18 protein-coding genes are annotated in these 17,697 nt (G+C 74.9%); 6 read left to right on the top strand and 12 right to left on the bottom strand.

All coding sequences use genetic code 11. The annotated features are described in order from the left end of the window. Positions 1-51 precede the first annotated feature (51 nt). Entirely contained in the window at positions 52-597 is a 546-nt protein-coding gene (locus ACFQ8E_RS15235) for a nucleoside deaminase (RefSeq protein WP_430551410.1), read from the bottom strand. A gap of 57 nt (positions 598-654) precedes the next feature. Between ACFQ8E_RS15235 and upp the strand changes: the two genes are divergently transcribed. After that, on the top strand, positions 655-1,290 hold the full coding sequence (upp, locus tag ACFQ8E_RS15240; protein ID WP_430551411.1) for a uracil phosphoribosyltransferase: 636 nt from the start codon (positions 655-657) through the stop codon (positions 1,288-1,290). 33 nt (positions 1,291-1,323) lie between these two features. On the opposite strand, the gene ACFQ8E_RS15245 is transcribed toward upp, so the two are convergent. After that, a complete protein-coding gene (locus ACFQ8E_RS15245; RefSeq protein WP_430551412.1) occupies positions 1,324-5,259 on the bottom strand; it encodes a sigma-70 family RNA polymerase sigma factor in 3,936 nt (1,311 codons plus the stop codon). Positions 5,260-5,441: 182 nt separating this feature from the next. Here ACFQ8E_RS15245 and ACFQ8E_RS15250 point away from each other — a divergent pair, with 182 nt between their 5' ends. Beyond that, the gene (locus tag ACFQ8E_RS15250) at positions 5,442-6,248 is read left to right on the top strand and encodes a hypothetical protein (RefSeq protein ID WP_430551413.1); all 807 of its coding nucleotides are present in this window, start codon (positions 5,442-5,444) and stop codon (positions 6,246-6,248) included. Positions 6,249-6,285: 37 nt separating this feature from the next. Here the strand turns inward: ACFQ8E_RS15250 and ACFQ8E_RS15255 are convergent, their stop codons facing one another. The 6 genes from ACFQ8E_RS15255 to ACFQ8E_RS15280 form a co-directional block, all read right to left on the bottom strand. Next, a complete protein-coding gene (locus ACFQ8E_RS15255; RefSeq protein ID WP_430551414.1) occupies positions 6,286-6,594 on the bottom strand; it encodes a DUF1540 domain-containing protein in 309 nt (102 codons plus the stop codon). Between the two features lie 166 nt (positions 6,595-6,760). Beyond that, the gene (locus ACFQ8E_RS15260) at positions 6,761-7,198 is read right to left on the bottom strand and encodes a heat shock protein transcriptional repressor HspR (RefSeq protein WP_430551415.1); all 438 of its coding nucleotides are present in this window, start codon (positions 7,196-7,198) and stop codon (positions 6,761-6,763) included. Positions 7,199-7,253: 55 nt separating this feature from the next. Beyond that, positions 7,254-8,264, bottom strand: a complete 1,011-nt coding sequence (locus tag ACFQ8E_RS15265) for a DnaJ C-terminal domain-containing protein (protein ID WP_430551416.1) — start codon at positions 8,262-8,264, stop codon at positions 7,254-7,256. Positions 8,265-8,368: 104 nt separating this feature from the next. Further along, on the bottom strand, positions 8,369-9,004 hold the full coding sequence (grpE, locus tag ACFQ8E_RS15270) for a nucleotide exchange factor GrpE (RefSeq protein WP_430551417.1): 636 nt from the start codon (positions 9,002-9,004) through the stop codon (positions 8,369-8,371). Next, the gene (dnaK, locus tag ACFQ8E_RS15275) at positions 9,001-10,884 is read right to left on the bottom strand and encodes a molecular chaperone DnaK (RefSeq protein ID WP_430551418.1); all 1,884 of its coding nucleotides are present in this window, start codon (positions 10,882-10,884) and stop codon (positions 9,001-9,003) included. Before dnaK ends, grpE begins: the two co-directional genes overlap by 4 nt. Positions 10,885-11,099: 215 nt before the next feature. Further along, positions 11,100-12,074 (bottom strand): cold-shock protein, encoded by a 975-nt coding sequence (locus ACFQ8E_RS15280; protein WP_430551419.1) that lies wholly within the window; start codon positions 12,072-12,074, stop codon positions 11,100-11,102. 125 nt (positions 12,075-12,199) lie between these two features. Between ACFQ8E_RS15280 and ACFQ8E_RS15285 the strand changes: the two genes are divergently transcribed. Beyond that, positions 12,200-12,673 carry a GNAT family N-acetyltransferase gene (locus ACFQ8E_RS15285; protein WP_430551511.1) on the top strand — a complete coding sequence of 158 codons (474 nt, stop codon included), beginning with the start codon at positions 12,200-12,202 and terminating at the stop codon, positions 12,671-12,673. A gap of 27 nt (positions 12,674-12,700) precedes the next feature. Here the strand turns inward: ACFQ8E_RS15285 and ACFQ8E_RS15290 are convergent, their stop codons facing one another. After that, positions 12,701-13,177 carry a GNAT family N-acetyltransferase gene (locus ACFQ8E_RS15290; protein WP_430551420.1) on the bottom strand — a complete coding sequence of 159 codons (477 nt, stop codon included), beginning with the start codon at positions 13,175-13,177 and terminating at the stop codon, positions 12,701-12,703. A gap of 86 nt (positions 13,178-13,263) precedes the next feature. On the opposite strand from ACFQ8E_RS15290, the gene ACFQ8E_RS15295 reads away from it, so the two are divergent. Together ACFQ8E_RS15295 and ACFQ8E_RS15300 are read left to right on the top strand one after the other, a co-directional pair. After that, a complete protein-coding gene (locus ACFQ8E_RS15295; protein ID WP_430551421.1) occupies positions 13,264-14,064 on the top strand; it encodes an AraC family transcriptional regulator in 801 nt (266 codons plus the stop codon). Between the two features lie 103 nt (positions 14,065-14,167). Beyond that, entirely contained in the window at positions 14,168-14,785 is a 618-nt protein-coding gene (locus tag ACFQ8E_RS15300; protein WP_430551422.1) for a LysE family translocator, read from the top strand. Between the two features lie 14 nt (positions 14,786-14,799). Here the strand turns inward: ACFQ8E_RS15300 and ACFQ8E_RS15305 are convergent, their stop codons facing one another. Further along, the gene (locus ACFQ8E_RS15305) at positions 14,800-15,462 is read right to left on the bottom strand and encodes a histidine phosphatase family protein (RefSeq protein WP_430551423.1); all 663 of its coding nucleotides are present in this window, start codon (positions 15,460-15,462) and stop codon (positions 14,800-14,802) included. Positions 15,463-15,537: 75 nt separating this feature from the next. Continuing rightward, the gene (locus ACFQ8E_RS15310) at positions 15,538-15,948 is read right to left on the bottom strand and encodes a RidA family protein (protein ID WP_430551424.1); all 411 of its coding nucleotides are present in this window, start codon (positions 15,946-15,948) and stop codon (positions 15,538-15,540) included. 79 nt (positions 15,949-16,027) lie between these two features. On the opposite strand from ACFQ8E_RS15310, the gene ACFQ8E_RS15315 reads away from it, so the two are divergent. Next, the gene (locus ACFQ8E_RS15315; RefSeq protein ID WP_430551425.1) at positions 16,028-16,408 is read left to right on the top strand and encodes a winged helix-turn-helix transcriptional regulator; all 381 of its coding nucleotides are present in this window, start codon (positions 16,028-16,030) and stop codon (positions 16,406-16,408) included. Here the strand turns inward: ACFQ8E_RS15315 and ACFQ8E_RS15320 are convergent. Continuing rightward, complete coding sequence (locus tag ACFQ8E_RS15320; RefSeq protein WP_430551426.1) at positions 16,398-17,645, bottom strand: MFS transporter; 1,248 nt, start codon at positions 17,643-17,645, stop codon at positions 16,398-16,400. The genes ACFQ8E_RS15315 and ACFQ8E_RS15320 overlap by 11 nt on opposite strands. Positions 17,646-17,697: the final 52 nt, after the last annotated feature.

Here is a 17,697-nt window from a genome sequence, read left to right on the forward strand (position 1 = left end):
CTGCTGACCTCCGTCGTCGTGGGGACTCATCGGCCCGCACGCGCGTCGTCGTCAGCGGCGGGACTCGAAGAAGTCTCGCAGGATTCCCCCGCACTCGTCCTCACGCACCCCGCCGACCACCTCGACCGCGTGGTTGGCGCGCTGGTCGCGCACGAGGTCCCAGACGGAGCCCGTGGCGCCGGCCTTCGGGTCCCAGGCGCCGAGGACGAGCCGCTGCACGCGCGCCGCGACGAGCGCGCCCGCGCACATGACGCACGGCTCGAGCGTGACGACGAGCGTGCAGCCCTCGAGCCGCCACTCGCCGCGCGTGGTGGCGGCCTGCCGCAGCGCGAGCACCTCGGCGTGCGCCGTCGGGTCCCCGGTCTCCTCGCGGCGGTTGCGCCCGAGCCCGACGAGCCGGCCGTCCGCGTCGACGACGAGCGCGCCCACCGGCACGTCGTCGCTGGCCAGCGCGTGCGACGCCTCGTGCAGCGCCAGCCCCATGAGCGCGTCCCACACCGCGCGACGCCGGCTGACGGTGTGCGGCGGGAACTCGCCGTCCGCCCAGGGCAGCGCGAGGCCGGAGCCTGCGGGGCCGGGGGCGGCGTCGGACGTCACAGGGCCCAGGCTAGCCGCGAGAGGTGCCGCGGGCCCTCGCGCCGGTACCGTGGGGCCATGCGCCTGCACGTCGCCGACCACCCGCTGGTGGACCACAAGCTCACCGTCCTCCGCGACGAGAAGACCCCGTCGGCGACGTTCCGTCTCCTCGTCGACGAGCTCGTGACCCTGCTCGCCTACGAGGCGACGCGGCACGTGCGCACGGAGCCGAAGGAGATCCGCACCCCGGTCACCACGACCACGGGCGTGCGCCTCAGCGACCCGAGCCCCATCGTGGTGCCGATCCTGCGCGCCGGGCTGGGGATGCTCGAGGGCATGACGCGGATGATCCCGACGGCGGAGGTCGGCTTCCTCGGCCTCCAGCGCGACGAGTCCACGTACGAGGCCGTCACCTACGCGAACCGCCTGCCCGACGACCTCACCGACCGGCAGGTCTTCCTGCTCGACCCGATGCTCGCCACCGGCGGCACGCTCGTCGCGGCCATCGACTACGTGCTGGAGCGCGGCGCCCGCGACGTCACCGCCGTCTGCCTGCTGGCCACGCCCGAGGGGCTGAAGGTTCTCGAGGAGGCGATCGGCTCGCGCGTCGACGTCCAGATCGTCGTCGCCGCCGTCGACGAGCGGCTCAACGACCAGAAGTACATCGTGCCCGGCCTCGGCGACGCCGGGGACCGGCTGTACGGCATCGTCTGACGCGTCCCGGCCCGGGACGTCCCGGGGACCGGCTCAGCGGTACTCGCAGTCCCCGACCCGCTCCCAGGCCCGGCCCCACCCGTGGCCCCGGCCGCGGTCCCCGTCCTGGCGCTTCTGGGCCTTCTCCTCGGCCTTCTCCTGGGCCTTCTCCTGGGCCTTCTCCTGGGCACCGCGCCCGACGTAGCGGTAGTTCGCGCCGTGCCACGAGGCGACGTCGCCCACCTCGTACCCGCCGCCCCAGCGGACCCGGGCGGCGCACCAGCCGGTCGTGCCCGTGAAGGGCTCGACGGCGAGCTCGACGGACCAGTCGCCGGCGCCCACGGTGTAGGTGGCGCCGTCACGCCCCCGCACGGTGCCGCCGTCAGCGGTCAGGCTCTGCCGGGCGGGCACGGTCACGTCGACGGACGCGCCGTTCGAACCGCGCACCGCGAAGTCCTGGGGGACCGAGGAGCCGGTGTTGTCCAGCACCACCGACACCGCCCGGGTGGACGTCGAGCGCCCGCGCTCCTTCTCCACCTGCACGGCACCCGGGTCCAGCCGCGCCTGCGGGTCGACGACGACGCACGACACGGCGTCGTGCTCGAAGGTCCGCTCGACCGACCGCGTGCGCTGCTCGATCTCGCGGGAGAGCCGCACCGTGACGTGGCCGGCCTCCGCCGTCAGCCCTGCGGGAGCCGTCGTGAGCCTGGCGCCGGAGCCGGGCTCGACGGTGGTGTCGTCGCCGCCGCCCGCGAGGCGCGCCTTCCAGGGCACGCCGCCACCGTTGCGCACGTCGACCACCACCTGGGCGCGGTCCTCCACGCACCGCGTGCTGACGGCCACGTCCACCGACCCGGGCCAGGTCACGGTGGCGCAGCTCTCGAAGCCGGGCACGTCCACCGTGGCGAGGTCGCGCCCGTCGGCGGTGACCGCCAGGCTGCGGGTGCCCCACGGCACGGACACCGTGAGGGTGCCCGTGGCGCCGGCCGCGACCGTCGCGGCACGACCGTCCCCCGCCCCGTCGGCCACCGCGAACCGCACCGCGTGCGTGGAGGCGCTGTTGTCCACGGGGACGGTGACGGTGCGCCACGACGTCTCGGCGGACTCGTCGAACCGGCACTCGGTCGCGGCGAGCGTCACCGGCCCGCCGACGGCGGGCGCGAGCGTCGCGGCGTCGTACGACGCCGTCGGGGCGACGGCGGGCACCACGCCCTGCGCGGGCTCGTCGCCGTCGCGGTCGGCCACCCAGCGGTACAGCTGGAACTCGGCGGCGCCCGCGGAGAGCGACGAGCGGTCCGTGGCGGCGACGAAGGTGGCGCTCTCCCCCGGCGCGAGCCGCTTCTGCTCGGTGCTGACGCCGGCCGCGGTCATCCCGACCCGCATCGACTCGTCGCTGGTGTTGGTCAGCGTGCCGCGCACCTGCAGGCGGCCGTCGGCGTTCACGGTCTCGGCGGACTTCGACACGGCCCAGCTCGGGTCGTAGCACTCCGCGGAACCGTGCGTCCCGGCGGGCACTGTGGTGCGGTAGGTCTCGCCGCCCAGGGTCGTCGCGACCGTCCACGTGGCGGCGCCCGCGGGGACCCGGAGCCCGTCGGGCACCTGCACGGTGACCGACGCGCCGGGCGCGACCTCCTGCGCCGCCGCGGCGGTGTCGCCGGCGGCGTCGAGCCGCACCGCAAGGCTCTGGTCGGTGAGGTTGACGTACGTGCCCTCGACCACGGAGGAGGCCGTGCTCACGCCGCCGACGGCGGTGCAGCGGGCCTCGACCGCGCGCGCCCCCGAGGCCGCGCCCGCCCACGACTGCGCCACCGTCACCGCCGCGTTGCCGCCCACCGTGTGCGGGGATCCCGGCAGCTGGGGTGCGGCGGAGACCGTCATCGGGCCCGGCGCGGCGGAGCCGTCCGCCACGACGCGCAGCCGGACCGTCCGCTGCTCGCCCGGCGCCAGCGGCGCTGCGTCGGGCCGGGCCACGCAGGTCCAGACGGCGCCGGCCGCGGAGTCGCCCGTGCCGGGCACGCACACGAGGTCGCCGTCGGTCGTGACCGGCCGCAGCCCCGCGGGCACGCCCAGCTGCACCGACCAGGCGGCGGCCGGCTGGTCGCCGGTGTTCCGCACCGCGACGGGCACCCAGGCCGCGCCCGGGTTCGAGACCGGGACGGCGTCGCCGCTCGAGGCCGTGAGCTCCGCGCCGTAGGGCCGCACGGTGGTGGGAGGCAGGGCGATGTTCTCCCGCCCCACGCCGTCGGCCCAGACCGCGACACCGATCGCGTAGCTGCCGCCGGAGTGGGCGCGCACCGGCACCGAGACGTCGCGGGTCGCGCCCGGCTCGAGCGTGCCGACGGTGCAGCGCGCCGTCCTCCCGGTGGTGTCCCCCGGGGTGCACGACAGGGCGTCGGCAGCGAGCACGTCGCCGAGGGCCGCGCCCGCCGGCGCCTGCGGCGTCGCCAGGTCGACGCCGTCCGGCAGCGCGACCTCGACGACCGTCGCGCTCGCCGCCGCCTTCCCCGTGTTGCCGACGGTGAGCACCAGGGACTGCGGCGCGCGGGGCTCGAGCGGCGCCGCGGCGGCCGTGACCGTGAGGTCCGCGACGGGGGCGAAGAGCGTGGTGCCGAGCAGGTTGACCGGGCTCGTCGGGTCGGCGGTGGGCTCCGGCGGGTCGGCGGCATCGTCCTCGGCGGGCTGCACCGCACCCTCGCCGGGCTGCTCCCCGGGCGGGGTCCACGGTGCGCCCTGGACGGTCACCGGCGCCGGCGGCACCGCCGGCGGCTCGTCGCCGCCGCCGAGCGCGTTGAGCACGGTGACGACCCCGACGGTCGCGACGGCGACCGCGCTCGCCGCCGCGGCGACGCTCGCCGTGCCGACCGCGGCGGCCGTGCCCGCCGTCGCGGCGGCCGTCGTGCCCGCGGTGGCGGCGGTCGCCGTGGCGGCACCTGCTGCCGTGGTGCCGGCGGTCGCGCCTGCCGTCGTGCCCGCCGTCGCTGCCGCCGTCGTGCCGGCGGCCCCTCCCGTGACGCCCGCGCCACCGGTGATGCCCGCGCTTCCGACCGTGGCGGTGCCGACGGTGCCCGACGCGGCCGTGCTGCTGCCCGCGACGGCCCCCACGCTCCCGGCGCTCCCGGCGCCCACGGCGCTGCCGGCCCCCACGCTCCCGGTCGCGACGGCCCCGCCCAGGGCGCCACCGATGGGTAGCGCTCCCACGACGGCGAGGCCCGCGATCCCGACGATCAGCGGCGCCACGACCGCCCGCATGCCGTGCGCGATGTCCCCGAGCTCGAGCACGAGGGACCGGCACTCCCCGCACGTCTCGAGGTGCGCGTCGACCTTCGCGACCTCGCGCCGGGCGAGGCCGCCGCGCACGTACGCGCCGAGCAGCGGGTTCACCACCCGGCAGCCGTCGGTGGGCGCGTGCGTGAGGTGCTCCTGCAGGTAGCCGACCCGCAACCCCTCTCGGGCGCGGTAGGCGAGCGCGGACACGCCGTTGGGGGTCAGGCCGAGGATCGGGGCCACCTCCGCCGGCGCGCGTCCCTCGATCTCCGTGTACCAGAGCACGGCCTGCCAGCGCTCCGGCAGCGCCTGGTAGGCGTTCTTCACGACGGAGTGCTCGAAGCCCTCGAACGTCGCGACGTCGGTGGGGTCGACCAGGCCGAGCGCGGCCTCGAACGTGCCGTCGTCGGACGTCGGGCGGGTGCGCTTCACGCCCCGCGCGAGGTCGGCGGCGAGGCGCCGCACCACGGTGAGCAGGTAGGCCCGGAACGTCGCGTCCGGGCCGCCGCCGTGCTGGAGCACGTCGAGCACGCGGTGGAACGCCTCGGAGACCAGGTCGTCCGCGTCGGCCGCCGACCGGACGTACTGCCGGGCCACGGCCCGCGCCGCCGGGAGGTGCCGGGTGTAGAGGGCCCCGAACGCCTCGAGGTCCCCACCGCGCACGTCGAGGATCAGCTCGGCGTCACTGCGCGCCGAGTCGTCCGACCCCACGTAGACGTCCGTCATGGCCGACCTCGCTCTGCACCCGATGCTGCGCGAAGGCCACACGCAGACCCCCGTACTTTACGCGCCGGGAGCACCTGCTCGCGGGGTGAACTTTGGGGCGAGATCCGCGGGATTCCGTGCCTCAGGCAGCGGAGAGGGCTATCCCGGGGCACCTACCGATGAAAGTCCGCCACAACTGCGTCATGATGGCTGCCCATGGCGGTCCCTTCATCATGAACCGGTCCACGAGCGGGCCCCCCGACGCGCCCGAGCACGTCTCGGACGTGATCGACCGCTGGCGCGCGACAAGCCTCGCCGAGGTATGGCTGCGTCCGGACGACTGGTACCACCCCGCCGTGGACGCCCTCGTCGAGGCCTTCGACGACGGCCGCTCCCCCCACGCCGCCGCCCACCGGCTCGGCGCCGCGCGCGGACGGGCCGGCGTCGGCCTGGGCGAGACGCTGGACGACCTCGAGTGCCTGTACCGCTCCGCCCATCACCCGGCCGACCCCGACGCGGTCCGCGCCGTCGCCGTCGGGTGGGTGCGCGGCCGCGACGCCGAGCCGGCGCTCGGCGCCCTGCGCGACCCCAGCTCCGGGCTCCCCACCCGCGAGTACCTGGCCGAGCGGCTGCGGGAGACCTACGGCGCCGCCGTCGGCGCCGACCAGGACGTGCCGGACACGCACTGCCTCGTCGTCGTCGACGTCGCCGTCGACGGGCTCGCCCCGTGGGACCGCGCCGCACGCTCCGCGACCGTCGGCCGCGCCCTCGAGCAGGTCTACGGCGAGGGCCACCCGATGGCCGCCCTCACCGACGGCGTGTTCGTCGTGCTCGCGCGGCGCGACACGGGGGTGCCCGACCTGGCCAAGGCCACCCGCGGGGTGGTGGAGCGCAACGCCGCGCTCATGGGCCTCGGAGACGCGCTGAGGCGCCCCACCCGGGTGTGGGTGGAGCGCCTCCCGACGTCGCACGCCGCCGCCGTCGAGCTGCTGACGCAGCTGGCCCGCTAGCCGTACCGGCCCGGCACGGCCCCGGTCAGGTGCCGCGTCAGTGCTGGGCGTACGTGAGGCAGTCGGCGTGGCTCTCGTCGTCCGGGCCGGGGCCGACGCGGATGGCCGACGCCGCGCACTCGAGGTCGGTGTTGTGGACGCAGTCGCCGCGCTGGCACGCGCCCACGTGGGCGACGACCTTCTCGAGGCCGCCCTTCGCGCTCAGCGGGATGAAGGTGGCGCACGCCGCGTCGCCGCTGTGCCCCGCGATCGTCACCGCCCCGGCGTGGCAGCCGTGGTCGTGGTTGTAGCCGCAGCCCTCGACGGTGCACTCGGTGACCTCGGGCATCTCCATCAGCGTGCTCATGGTGCGCTCCTCGCCGCTCGACGCCGGCTCTCGCCGCCTTCGACCACGATATTCCTCTCGCACGGAAATGCACAGCGAATGCGGGATCGAATTCACGGCGTATCGAATAAGGAATACCTTACCTATTGCACCATGAATTAGCGAAGAATTGCGTTGCGAAAAGACGTCAGCCGCGGCGGTGCGGGCGCCACAGCACCAGCGCGCCCTCCTCGGCCTCGATGTCGGCCCGGAGGTCGGACCGCTCCGCGCGGCGCACGCGCTGGCCGCGGCGCACGACGACGACGTCGCCCGTCGAGCCCGCCGTGAACACCCGGCCGCCGGGCTGCATCGCGAGCGCCGCGAGCCGGCCCTCGAGCTGGGCGACGTGCTCCTGCAGGTCGAGGATCCGTCGGATCCCGGCGAGGTTGATGCCCTCCACCTGCGCGAGCCGCTGCACCTCGAGCAGGCGTGCCACGTCGCGCTGGGAGTAGCGGCGGCCGCGCCCGGGGGTCCGGCGCGGCGTGACCAGCCCGAGGCGGTCGTACTGCCGGAGCGTCTGCGGGTGCATGCCGGCGAGCCGGGCCGCCTGCGACACGGTCAGCACCGGCGCGTCCTCGGTGACCATCGCTACCTCCCTCGCTCGGTGCCTCCGGCCGGTCAGCCCGCACCTCGCCGCGGCGTCACTCCGCCGCGCGCTGCGCGAGCCCCGCCCGCACGTCCTCGTGGTCGCTCTCGGCGGCGAACGCCTCGAGCGCCTCCTTCGCCTTCTTGCTGAGCTTCTGCGGCACGGCCACCTGGACCGTGACCAGCAGGTCGCCCTGCGTCTTCGTGGTCCTCACGCCGCGGCCCTTGACCCGCAGCACCCGCCCGGTGGGCGTGCCCGCCGGCACCTTGAGCCGCACGGTGTGCCCGTCGAGCGTCGGCACCTCGACCGTCGTGCCCAGCGCGGCCTCCGCGAAGGTCACGGGGACCGTCATGCGCAGGTTCGTGCCGTCGAGCGTGAAGACGGGGTGCGGCGCGACGTGCACGGTGACCACGAGGTCGCCGGCGTCGCCGCCGCCCGAGCCGGGACGCCCCTTGCCGCGGATGCGCAGCTTGCGGCCGTCGTTCACGCCGGCGGGGATCTTGGTCTTCACCTTGCGGCCGTCCACCGTGAACTCGACGGTGGCGCCCTCCACCGCCGTGCGGAACGGCAGCGTGGTCTCGGCCGCGACGTCCGGGCCCTTCTGCGGCGTCGTGAAGCCGGCGCGCTGCCGGCCGCCGCTGCGGAAGCCGCCCTGGCCGCCGAGCATGGAGCTGAGGATGTCCTCGAAGCCTCCGCCGCCCGCGCCGCCCTGGGGGTACTGCTGGTAGCGCACGTTCGGGCCGGCGCCGCCGCCGAACATCGAGCCGAAGACGTCCTCGAACCCGTTGCCGCCACCGCCGCCCGGGCCCGCCGCGAAGCGGGCACCGCCTCCGGCCATGGCGCGCACGGCGTCGTACTGCTGGCGCTGCTCGGAGTCGGACAGCACGGCGTACGCCTCGCCGATCTCCTTGAACTTCGCCTCCGCCGACGCGTCTCCCGGGTTCTGGTCCGGGTGGTACTGGCGCGCGAGCTTGCGGTACGCCTTCTTGATGGCCGCGTCGTCCGCGTCCTTGGGGACGCCGAGAGCGGAGTAGAAGTCCTTCTCGATCCAGTCCTGACCTGTCACGACGCCCTCCTTCCTGTCATTGTCCGCGAGATCGACCCGCCCGTCGTGAGAGCGGCCCTCGAAGGGTCGGTCTCACGACGGGCAGGTCGATCTCGCGGGTGGTGTCACTCGGGGCCGACGACGCCCACGCGGGCGGCTCGGACGACCCGCTCGCCGATGCGGTAACCGGGCTCGACCACCATCGCGACGGTCGTGCCCGTCGCCTCGGGGTCCACGTTGTGCATGAGCGCCTCGTGGACGTTCGGGTCGAACTCCTCCCCGACCGCGCCGAAGCGCTCGATGCCGAACCGCGCCAGCGACGCGTCGAGCTTCTCCGCGATGGCCGCCATGGGCCCGCTCAGCTCGGCGTGCTGCTTGGCGCGCTCGATGTCGTCGAGCACCGGCAGCAGCGCGGCGAGCACGTCCTGCGTGCCCTGGGTCCGCGCCGCCTCCTGGTCGCGCAGCGACCGGTTGCGGTAGTTCGTGAACGACGCCCGCTCGCGCTGCAGCGCGTCCAGGTGCTGGGCCGCCTCGGCCTTGGCCGCGAGGACCTCGGCGCTCTCGGCGGCCTCGCCCTCGGGCTCGAAGTCGAGGGCGGCGAGCGGGTCGTCGCCCTCCCCCGCGGCGGCGGGCTCGGCGGCACGCGCCTCGCCCGACTGCGGGTCGACCTTGCGCTTGTCGGTGAACTGGAAGGGGGTCTCCCCCGAGCCCTCGGAGTTCTCCGGGGGCTCGGGGACCGACCGCTGGTTCTCGTCCGTCACTTCTTGTCGTCCTCGTCGTCGACGATCTCGGCGTCGACCACGTCCTCGTCGGGAGCGGAGGTCGCGCCCGCGGCAGCGGCCGCGTCGTCCTCGGCCGCCTGGGTGTCACCCGCGGCCTGCTCCTGCTCGGCCGTGGCGTAGAGCGCCTGGCCGATCTTCTGCGAGGACGCGCCGAGCTTCTCGTACGCGGACTTCACGGCGTCGGCGTCCTCGCCCTCCAGGGCGGTCTTGACGCCGGCGATGTCGGCCTCGACCTCGGTCACGACCTCGGCGGGGAGCTTGTCGCGGTTGTCCGCGATCTGCTTCTCCATCGAGTACGCGAAGGCCTCGGCCTGGTTGCGGGTCTCCGCCTCCTCGCGACGCTTCTTGTCCTCGGCGGCGTGCTCCTCGGCGTCCTTCACCATGCGGTCGATGTCCTCCTTGGGGAGGGCCGACCCGCCGGTGATCTTCATCGACTGCTCGGTGCCCGTGCCGCGGTCCTTGGCGGACACGTGCACGATGCCGTTCGCGTCGATGTCGAAGGTGACCTCGATCTGCGGGACGCCGCGCGGCGCCGGGGCGATGCCGGTGAGCTCGAAGGTGCCCAGCGGCTTGTTGTCGCGGGTGAACTCGCGCTCGCCCTGGAAGACCTGGATCGCCACGGACGGCTGGTTGTCCTCCGCCGTGGAGAAGATCTCGCTGCGCTTGGTCGGGATGGCCGTGTTGCGCTCGATGAGCTTGGTCATCACGCCGCCCTTGGTCTCGATGCCGAGGGACAGCGGGGTGACGTCGATGAGCAGCACGTCCTTGCGCTCGCCGCCGATGACGCCGGCCTGCAGGGCCGCGCCCACGGCGACGACCTCGTCCGGGTTGACGCCCTTGTTGGGCTCGCGGCCGCCGGTGAGCTCCTTGACGACCTCGGTCACGGCGGGCATGCGGGTGGAACCACCCACGAGCACGACGTGGTCGATGTCGGAGACCGAGATGCCGGCGTCGCGGATCACCGCGTGGAACGGCGCCTTGGTCCGGTCGATGAGGTCCTGCGTCATCTGCTGGAACTGCGCGCGCGTGAGCTTCTCGTCCAGGTGGACGGGGCCGTTCTCGCTCATCGACAGGTACTGCATCGAGATGGTGGTGCTCGTCGCGGACGAGAGCTCCTTCTTGGCCTGCTCGGCCGCCTCGCGCAGACGCTGCAGGGCGATCTTGTCCTTGGACAGGTCGACGCCCGCGCTGTTCTTCACCTGCTTGATGAGGTGGTCCACGATGCGCTGGTCCCAGTCGTCGCCGCCGAGGCGGTTGTCGCCGGAAGTGGCGCGCACCTGGATGGTGGAGAAGTCGTCCTCGTCCTTGCCGACCTCGAGGAGCGAGACGTCGAACGTGCCGCCGCCCAGGTCGAAGACCAGGATGAGCTCGTCCTCCTTGCCCTTCTCCAGGCCGTAGGCGAGGGCCGCCGCGGTGGGCTCGTTGACGATGCGGGTCACGTTGAGGCCCGCGATCTGGCCGGCGTCCTTGGTCGCCTGGCGCTCGGCGTCGTTGAAGTACGCCGGGACGGTGATGACCGCGTCGGTGACGGGCTCGCCCAGGTACTCCTCGGCGTCGCGCTTGAGCTTGCCGAGCACGCGCGCCGAGATCTCCTGCGCGGTGTACTTCTTGTCGTCGATCTCGACCGACCAGTCGGTGCCCATGTGGCGCTTGACCGACGAGATGGTGCGGTCGACGTTGGTGACCGCCTGACGCTTGGCCACCTCACCGACGAGGACCTCGCCGGTCTTGGAGAACGCGACGACGGACGGCGTCGTGCGCGACCCCTCCGCGTTCGCGATGACGGTGGGCTCGCCGCCCTCCAGGACGGCGACCACCGAGTTGGTGGTACCCAGGTCGATACCGACTGCTCGAGCCATGTGTGCTGCCTCCATGCGTACGTCCGGACGCCTGTGCGCCCGAGGTTGAGTCAACTGCACTCAACGTAAATCTCGGCGTCCCCGCCTCGCAAACCGCGGGCGCCAAAGTTGAGTCTGTATGGCTCAACCTTGCTCGGGGCGCCGATATTCCCCCAGGTGGCCCCTGCTGTTCGCCGTGAGCGAACAGCAGGGTCGCCACCAGAACGGCGCGGCGCTCAGATCAGCTCGACGCGGTCGGCCTGCGGTCCGCGGTCGCTCTGGCGCACCTTGAACCGGACCCGGTCGCCCTCCTCCAGGTACTCGCCGCCCTGCACGACCGACACGTGCACGAACAGGTCCGCACCCCCGGCGTCGGGGGTGATGAAGCCGAAGCCGCGGTCCGCGTCGTAGCGCGCGACGGTGCCCTCACCTCCGCGCACGGGCCCGCCGGACGCCGCGGGACGGCCCGGCCGGCCCCGGTCACGGTCGCGGTCGCGGTCCCGGTCGCGGTCCCGGTCGCGGTCCCGGTCGCGCCCCGCGTGCGAGCCGGAGCCGCGCACGAGCCGCACGTCGCGGGCGTTCGGCCCCTTGTCGCCCTCGACGACGTCGTACGTCACACGCGCGCCCTCGGACAGCGAGGTCAGGCCCGGGCCGAGCGCGTTGACGTGGACGAAGAGGTCACCGCCGCCCGCGTCGGGAGCGATGAACCCGAAGCCCTTGGTGTCGTCGAACCAGGACACGGTGCCGTCCGCGCCGTCGGAGGCCGCCCGCGCCGCCTCCGCGGCGAGCGGGAGCAGGTGGTCCGCCTGCGGCCCCTTCTCCCCCTCGACGACCATGAACGCCACCCGCTGGCCCTCGGAGATCACCCCGCCCCCGACGATCGCCGAGCTGTGCACGAAGATCTCGCCACGACCGTCGTCGGGCGTGACGAAGCCGTACCCCTTGGCCGGCTCGTACCAGGCGACCGTGCCGAGCACGCCCACGGGCGCGTCGGCGGACCGCTCGCCCGTGACACGGACGCGGCGCGCCTGGGGGCCGCGGTCGCCCTCGCCCACCTCGAACTCGACGGCCTGACCCTCGCGGAGCTGCTTCGGCCCGTCCTCGCCGACGATCTCGGACGCGTGCACGAAGAGGTCCTCGGCCTCGTTCCCGAGGTCGATGAAGCCGAACCCTCGGTCGGCGTCGAACCATCGGACTGTTCCCTGGGGCACCTGGTACTCCTCGTCTTGGCAGATAGTGCTCCCCCCAGTGTCGCGCGGAGTACGGTCCCGACGAGAATCGCCAGGTGACCCGCGACAGGACGCCCCCGCCCACCGCCCGCCTGAGGTTCCGCGCGATGGGCGCGGACGACCTCGACGAGATGGCCGCGCTCCTCGGCGACCCCGACGTCATGGCGTACTACCCCGCCCCGAAGACCCGCGCCGAAGCGGCGGCGTGGATCGCCTGGAACGAGGAGAACTACTCCCGCCACGGGTACGGGCTCTGGTTGCTGGAGACCCTCGACGGCACCTTCGTCGGCGACTGCGGGCTCACGTGGCAGCGCGTCGGCGCCGAGGTCCGGCTCGAGGTCGGCTATCACGTCCGGGGCGACCTGCAGGGGCGCGGGTACGCGACCGAGGCCGCCGCCGCGTGCCGCGACTTCGCACGCGACACCCTGAGGGCGCGCGAGCTCGTGGCGATCGTCCACCCCGACAACGCGGCGTCCCGCCGGGTCGCCGAGAAGCTCGGCATGCAGCACGTCGCCGACGACACGACCGGGGCCGTCCCCGTCCGCACCGTGATGGGCATGGACCTGCGCCCGCACCTCTGAGCACCCACGTGCTCCCGGGCGCCCGCCTCAGAGCGCCTTGCGCATCTGCTGCGTGACGACGGCGTACCCCGCGGAGTCGTAGAGCGACACGGCGGCGGCGTTGCGGCCGAAGACGTTCAGCTCCAGCGCGGTGGCGCCGGCCTGCCGGGCGGCCTCCTCCGTCGCGGCCAGCAGCGCACGCCCCAGGCCCTGACCGCGCCGGGACTCGACGACCTCGATGTCGTAGAGGAACGCGATCCCCGCCGTGGTGTGCGGCGGGTCCAGCGCCACCCAGCTGCGCCCGACCGGCTCCCCGTCGGCGTCGACGGCGAGGTTGACGAGCATCCCCTCCGTCGCGGGTCCCCGCGGCAGGAGCTGCGCCGACTCGTCGCGGGCCCGCCGCACCGCTCCCTCGTACGGCCAGCGGCCCGCCGCGACCTGCTCCGCCGCGAAGTCCGCCGCCAGGGCGTCCTGCCACTCGTCGAACTCGGCCGGGGTCATCGGGCGCAGCGTCACCGTCGTCATGCAGAGCATGCTGGCACCCCTCGTCCGCCGGCCGCGCAGGGTGCGGGCGACCGAGCCGGCCGCCCAATGCCGTACGGTCGGCGTCGATGACCGAGTTCTGGCACGACGCGGCGCTGCCGCAGCTGGAGGCGCGACGGTCCTGCCAGGACGCCGCGTGCTACCGCCTGCACTCGCACGACCGGTTCTCGGTCGGGCTGATCGACGCCGGCACGACGACGTTCACCGGTGCGGACGGCGCTCCCCTGCCGCTCTCCGCCGGCGACGTGATCCTCGTCCCCGCCGGTCACGTGCACTCCTGCAACCCCGACCGGGGCCGCTGGGAGTACGGGATGATCCACGCCGACCAGGACTGGGTCGCGGGCCTGCTGCCCGCCGGGGCGGACGCCCTCCTGGCCGGCATCACCGTCCTGCGCGACCCCGGCGCCTACCACCGGGTGCGCGCCGTGGAGGACCTGCTGTTCGCGCCGGGCGACGGGGGACGGGTGGACGCCGCGGGGGTCGAGGAGGCGCTCCGCCAGGCCCTGCGCACGTGCGCGACGGCGTCGCCCCACCGCCGGATCGCCCCCACCACGGACGACGCGCTGCTGGAACGTCTGCGACCGGTGCTGGCCCGGCTGCACGACGACGCGTCGAACCCGGCCCTCGACGAGCTGGCCGCCGTCGCGGGGATGGACCGGTACGCGCTGGTGCGGACGATGAAGCGGGCCACCGGGCTCACCCCGGTGGCGTGGCGCCACAACGACCGGGTGACCGCCGCGCGGGCGATGCTGCGCGCGGGCAGGCCGCTCGCCGAGACCGCGCACGCGCTCGGGTTCGCCGACCAGAGCCACTTCCACCGCGTGTTCCGCGCCCACGTGGCCGCCACCCCCGGCGCCTACCGGCGCTGACGCCGCGCCGGGCGGCTGCCCTCGGGCGGGCGGCGGCGCCCCGGTCCGTCCAGGTGCAATTTCGTCCAAGACCGCGACGGCGGGCTCGCCCGAGCATGCCCGCATGGAGCAGTTCCTCGCCGTCGCCGTCGCGCACTTCCTCGCCCTACTGATCCCCGGGGCCGACTTCTTCCTGATCGCCCGCACCACGATGACCAGCGGCTGGCGCAGCGCCAGCGGCGCGTGCGTCGGGATCGCCTGCGCGAACGGCGTCTTCGTCGCGGTGGCGTTCGGCGGGCTGTCCGCGATCACGAACCCGGCGGCGCTCCTGGTGGTCCAGGGCGCCGGCGGCGTGTTCCTCGTCGTCATGGGGATCGCGTTCGTGCGCGCCCGGGTCGACGTCGAGCTCGCCGCACCGGCCAGGCTCGGCCGCGGCTCGTGGACGCGGAACCTCGGCCTCGGGCTCGCGTCCGGGCTGCTCAACCCGAAGAACGCGCTGTTCTACGTCAGCCTCGCCGCCACCCTCACTGCCGCGTCGCCCGGCACCCGCGCGCTCTACGGCGCCTGGATGGTCGCCGTCGTGCTGGCGTGGGACCTGTTCGTCGCCGTCGCGCTGGGCTCCGAGCGGGCGCTCGCGCGCCTGGCCCGCCTGCTGCCGTGGCTGACCAGGGCCGCCGGCGGCTTCCTCGTGCTGCTGGGGCTCGGGATGCTCGTCACGCTCGCCGCGGGCCTGGTGCGGTGAGCGTGACGGACCCGTCAGTCGTCGACCGGCTCGCCGGTCGGGTCGTGCGCGACGACCGCGTCGAGCAGCGCGCCGCCGACGGGCTCGCGGTGCCAGTCCACCAGCCGCCAGCCGGACCCCGGGTCCCCCTCGACCTCGATGAGGCCGGTGTTCGCGAGCGGGGTGTGCGCCAGCTCCTCGACGTCCAGGCCGCGGACGCGCGCGCCGGACCACGAGCGGATGGCGGCGCCGTGGGAGACGGCGAGGACGACGTCGTGGTCGCGCGCCGCGAGCGCGGCGACCGCGTCGTCGAACCGGGCGAGGAACGCGTCGCCGTCGGGCCCGCCGGGCATGCGTCGCGACCGGTCGCCGCGGGACCAGGCGAACACGGTCTCGAGGTAGGTGTGGTGGTCGGCGAGGTCGGACGACATCTCGAGGGAGCCGGCCTCCACCTCGCGCAGGCCGTCGAGCACCGTGGGGCGCAGGTCGCGGGCGGCGGCCAGGGGGCCGACGGTGTCCGAGGTCCGCACCAGCGACGACACCGCGAGGGCGTCGATCCGCCGTTCCTGCAACGCGGTCGGGACGGCGGCCGCCTGCTGCTCGCCCAGCGGGGTCAGCCGGGGGCCGGGGGCACCGGTGTCGAGCAGCCCCGCCACGTTGGAGGGGGTCTGGCCGTGTCGCAGGAGGAGGAGACGCATGCCCCCAGGGTTTCATCCCGCGCCGCCACCGACGGCCTGGCGCGTCCGCGGCACCCGGCCGGCACCCGCCGACCCTCAGTCGAGCACGGCGTCGGCCTCGATCTCGACGAGCACGTCCGGCTCGAACAGGCTCTCCACGCCGACGAGCGTGGCGGGCGGCCACGGCTGCGGGATGCCGAGCTCCTCGACGACCTCCTCGATCCCCGCCACGAGGTCGCCGTACCTCTCCGGCCGCCAGCCGACGACGAGGAAGCGCAGGCGGACCACGTCGCCGAACCCCGCTCCGGCGCCGGCCAGCCCCCGGGCGGTGTGGCGCAGCGCCCGGGCGACCTGGCCGGAGAGGTCGCCGACGGCCGACGGCGACCCGTCGGCGTCGCGGCCGACCTGCCCGGCGACGTGCACGTGCCGGGAGCCCACGCCGATCGCGACGTGGTGGTACGGGACGGGGTGGAGCATGCCGGGCGGGGTGCGCAGGTCGACGGTCACAGGACGTCCTTCCGGTGGGGCGATCAGGTATCCCGTGTCTACCTGGTCTCCTCAGGCCACTTCAACGAGACTAGGTGTCGTGAACGAGACCGACCCGGCCCTGGCCCCTGCCCACCGTGAGCTGCTCGACCAGGTGCTCGACAAGTGGTCCCTGCAGGTGCTCGAGTCGCTCTGCGAGCGGCCCCAGCGGTTCAACGAGCTGCGCCGCAGCATCCCCGCCGTGACCCAGAAGTCGCTCACCGCGACGCTGCGGCGGCTCGAGCGCAACGGCATGGTCGAGCGACGGCTCCTCAGCTCCCGCCCGGTCGCCGTCGAGTACCGCGTCTCGGGGCTCGGCAGCACGCTCCAGGACCTCGTGGACGCCCTGCTGGCCTGGTCCGCGTCCGTCCTGCCCGACGTCGAGGCGGCCCGGGAGGCCTTCGACGGCCCCGGGCCCGACGCGGCGCCGCTCAGCCGCTGACGGCGGCGGCCGGCGTGGCGGCCGGCGTCCGACCGCGGGCGCCGAGGTACCGGGCCGCCAGCAACCCGAGGCCGCCGGCGAGGACCTGCACCCCGCCGACGACGACGAGCACCGGACCCGCGCCCACCACGCCGATGACCGCGCCGCCCACGAGGAGCCCGAGCGAGGCGCCGCCCGAGTGCAGCACCGTCTCCGCCGTGAACGCCGCGCGCCGCTCCGCCCCGGAGGTGCGCTCGCTGATCAGCGCGTTGAGCGCGGCGATCCCGAACGGCGTCGCCAGCCCGCCGACGGCGGACACGAGGGCGACGCCCACCACGCTCGGCACCACCGCGGGGAGCGCCGCGAACGACAGGCCGAGCACGGCCCAGGTGCCGACCGACGTCGCGAGGCGCGGCAACCGGTCGACGAGCAGCGGCGCCGCCAGAGACGCGGCGACCGACGTCGCCCCGTAGCCGCTCATCCCGGCCGCGATCAGCGCGCCGGGCATCCCGTGCTCCACGCCGAGGACGGCCAGCCCGAGGCTGAAGCCGAACCAGCACAGCCCGCCGACGCCCGCCGCGGCGATCCCCACCGCGACCTGCGGGTGCGCGCGCAGGACGGCGAGCACCGCCGTCGGCTCCTCCTCGCCCCGCGCCGGCGCGCGGCCGTCCGCCCGCGGAACCCTGAGCATCGCCGCCGCGGCCGCCAGCACCACGGCGGCCTGGCACCACAGCAGCGGCTCCGCGCCCCACGCCACGACCAGCCACGCGCCGAGCGGCGGCGCGAAGATCATCGACACGCGATGGGCGAGGTCCTGCCACGCGAGCCAGCGGGCGGCGGACGCGCCCGCCCCTCCTGCCCCGCCACCGTGCCGTCCGACGTCCGCGAGGTCGGCGACGAGCGCGCGCTCGGCCGGCCCGAGCAGCGCGCCGGCGACGCCGGTCACGAGGCCGGACGCGCACAGGCTGACCGCGCCCACCTGGCCGACGAGCGCCGCGAGCGGCACGATCGCGAGCCCCGCGACCTGCACGAGCATGACGACGGCGAGCGCCCGGCCGGACACCAGCCGCTCGCGCAGGCCGCGGCCCCACCAGCCGACCGTCAGCAGCGGCAGCCCCGACATGCCGCCCACGAGGCCCGTGGCCCACGCCTCCCCCGTCTCGGCGAGCGCGACGAGCGGCAGCGCGACGGCGGTGATCCGCGCCCCCACCCAGGTGAGGAACGTGATCGCGGTGAGGATCAGCAGGGGGCGTCGCATGCCTCGATCCTCCGCACCGGCGGCCGCCGCCGGTAGACGGCGGCGCGGGCGC

Source organism: Isoptericola sp. NPDC056573, assembly GCF_042793335.1.
GTDB lineage: Bacteria > Actinomycetota > Actinomycetes > Actinomycetales > Cellulomonadaceae > Isoptericola.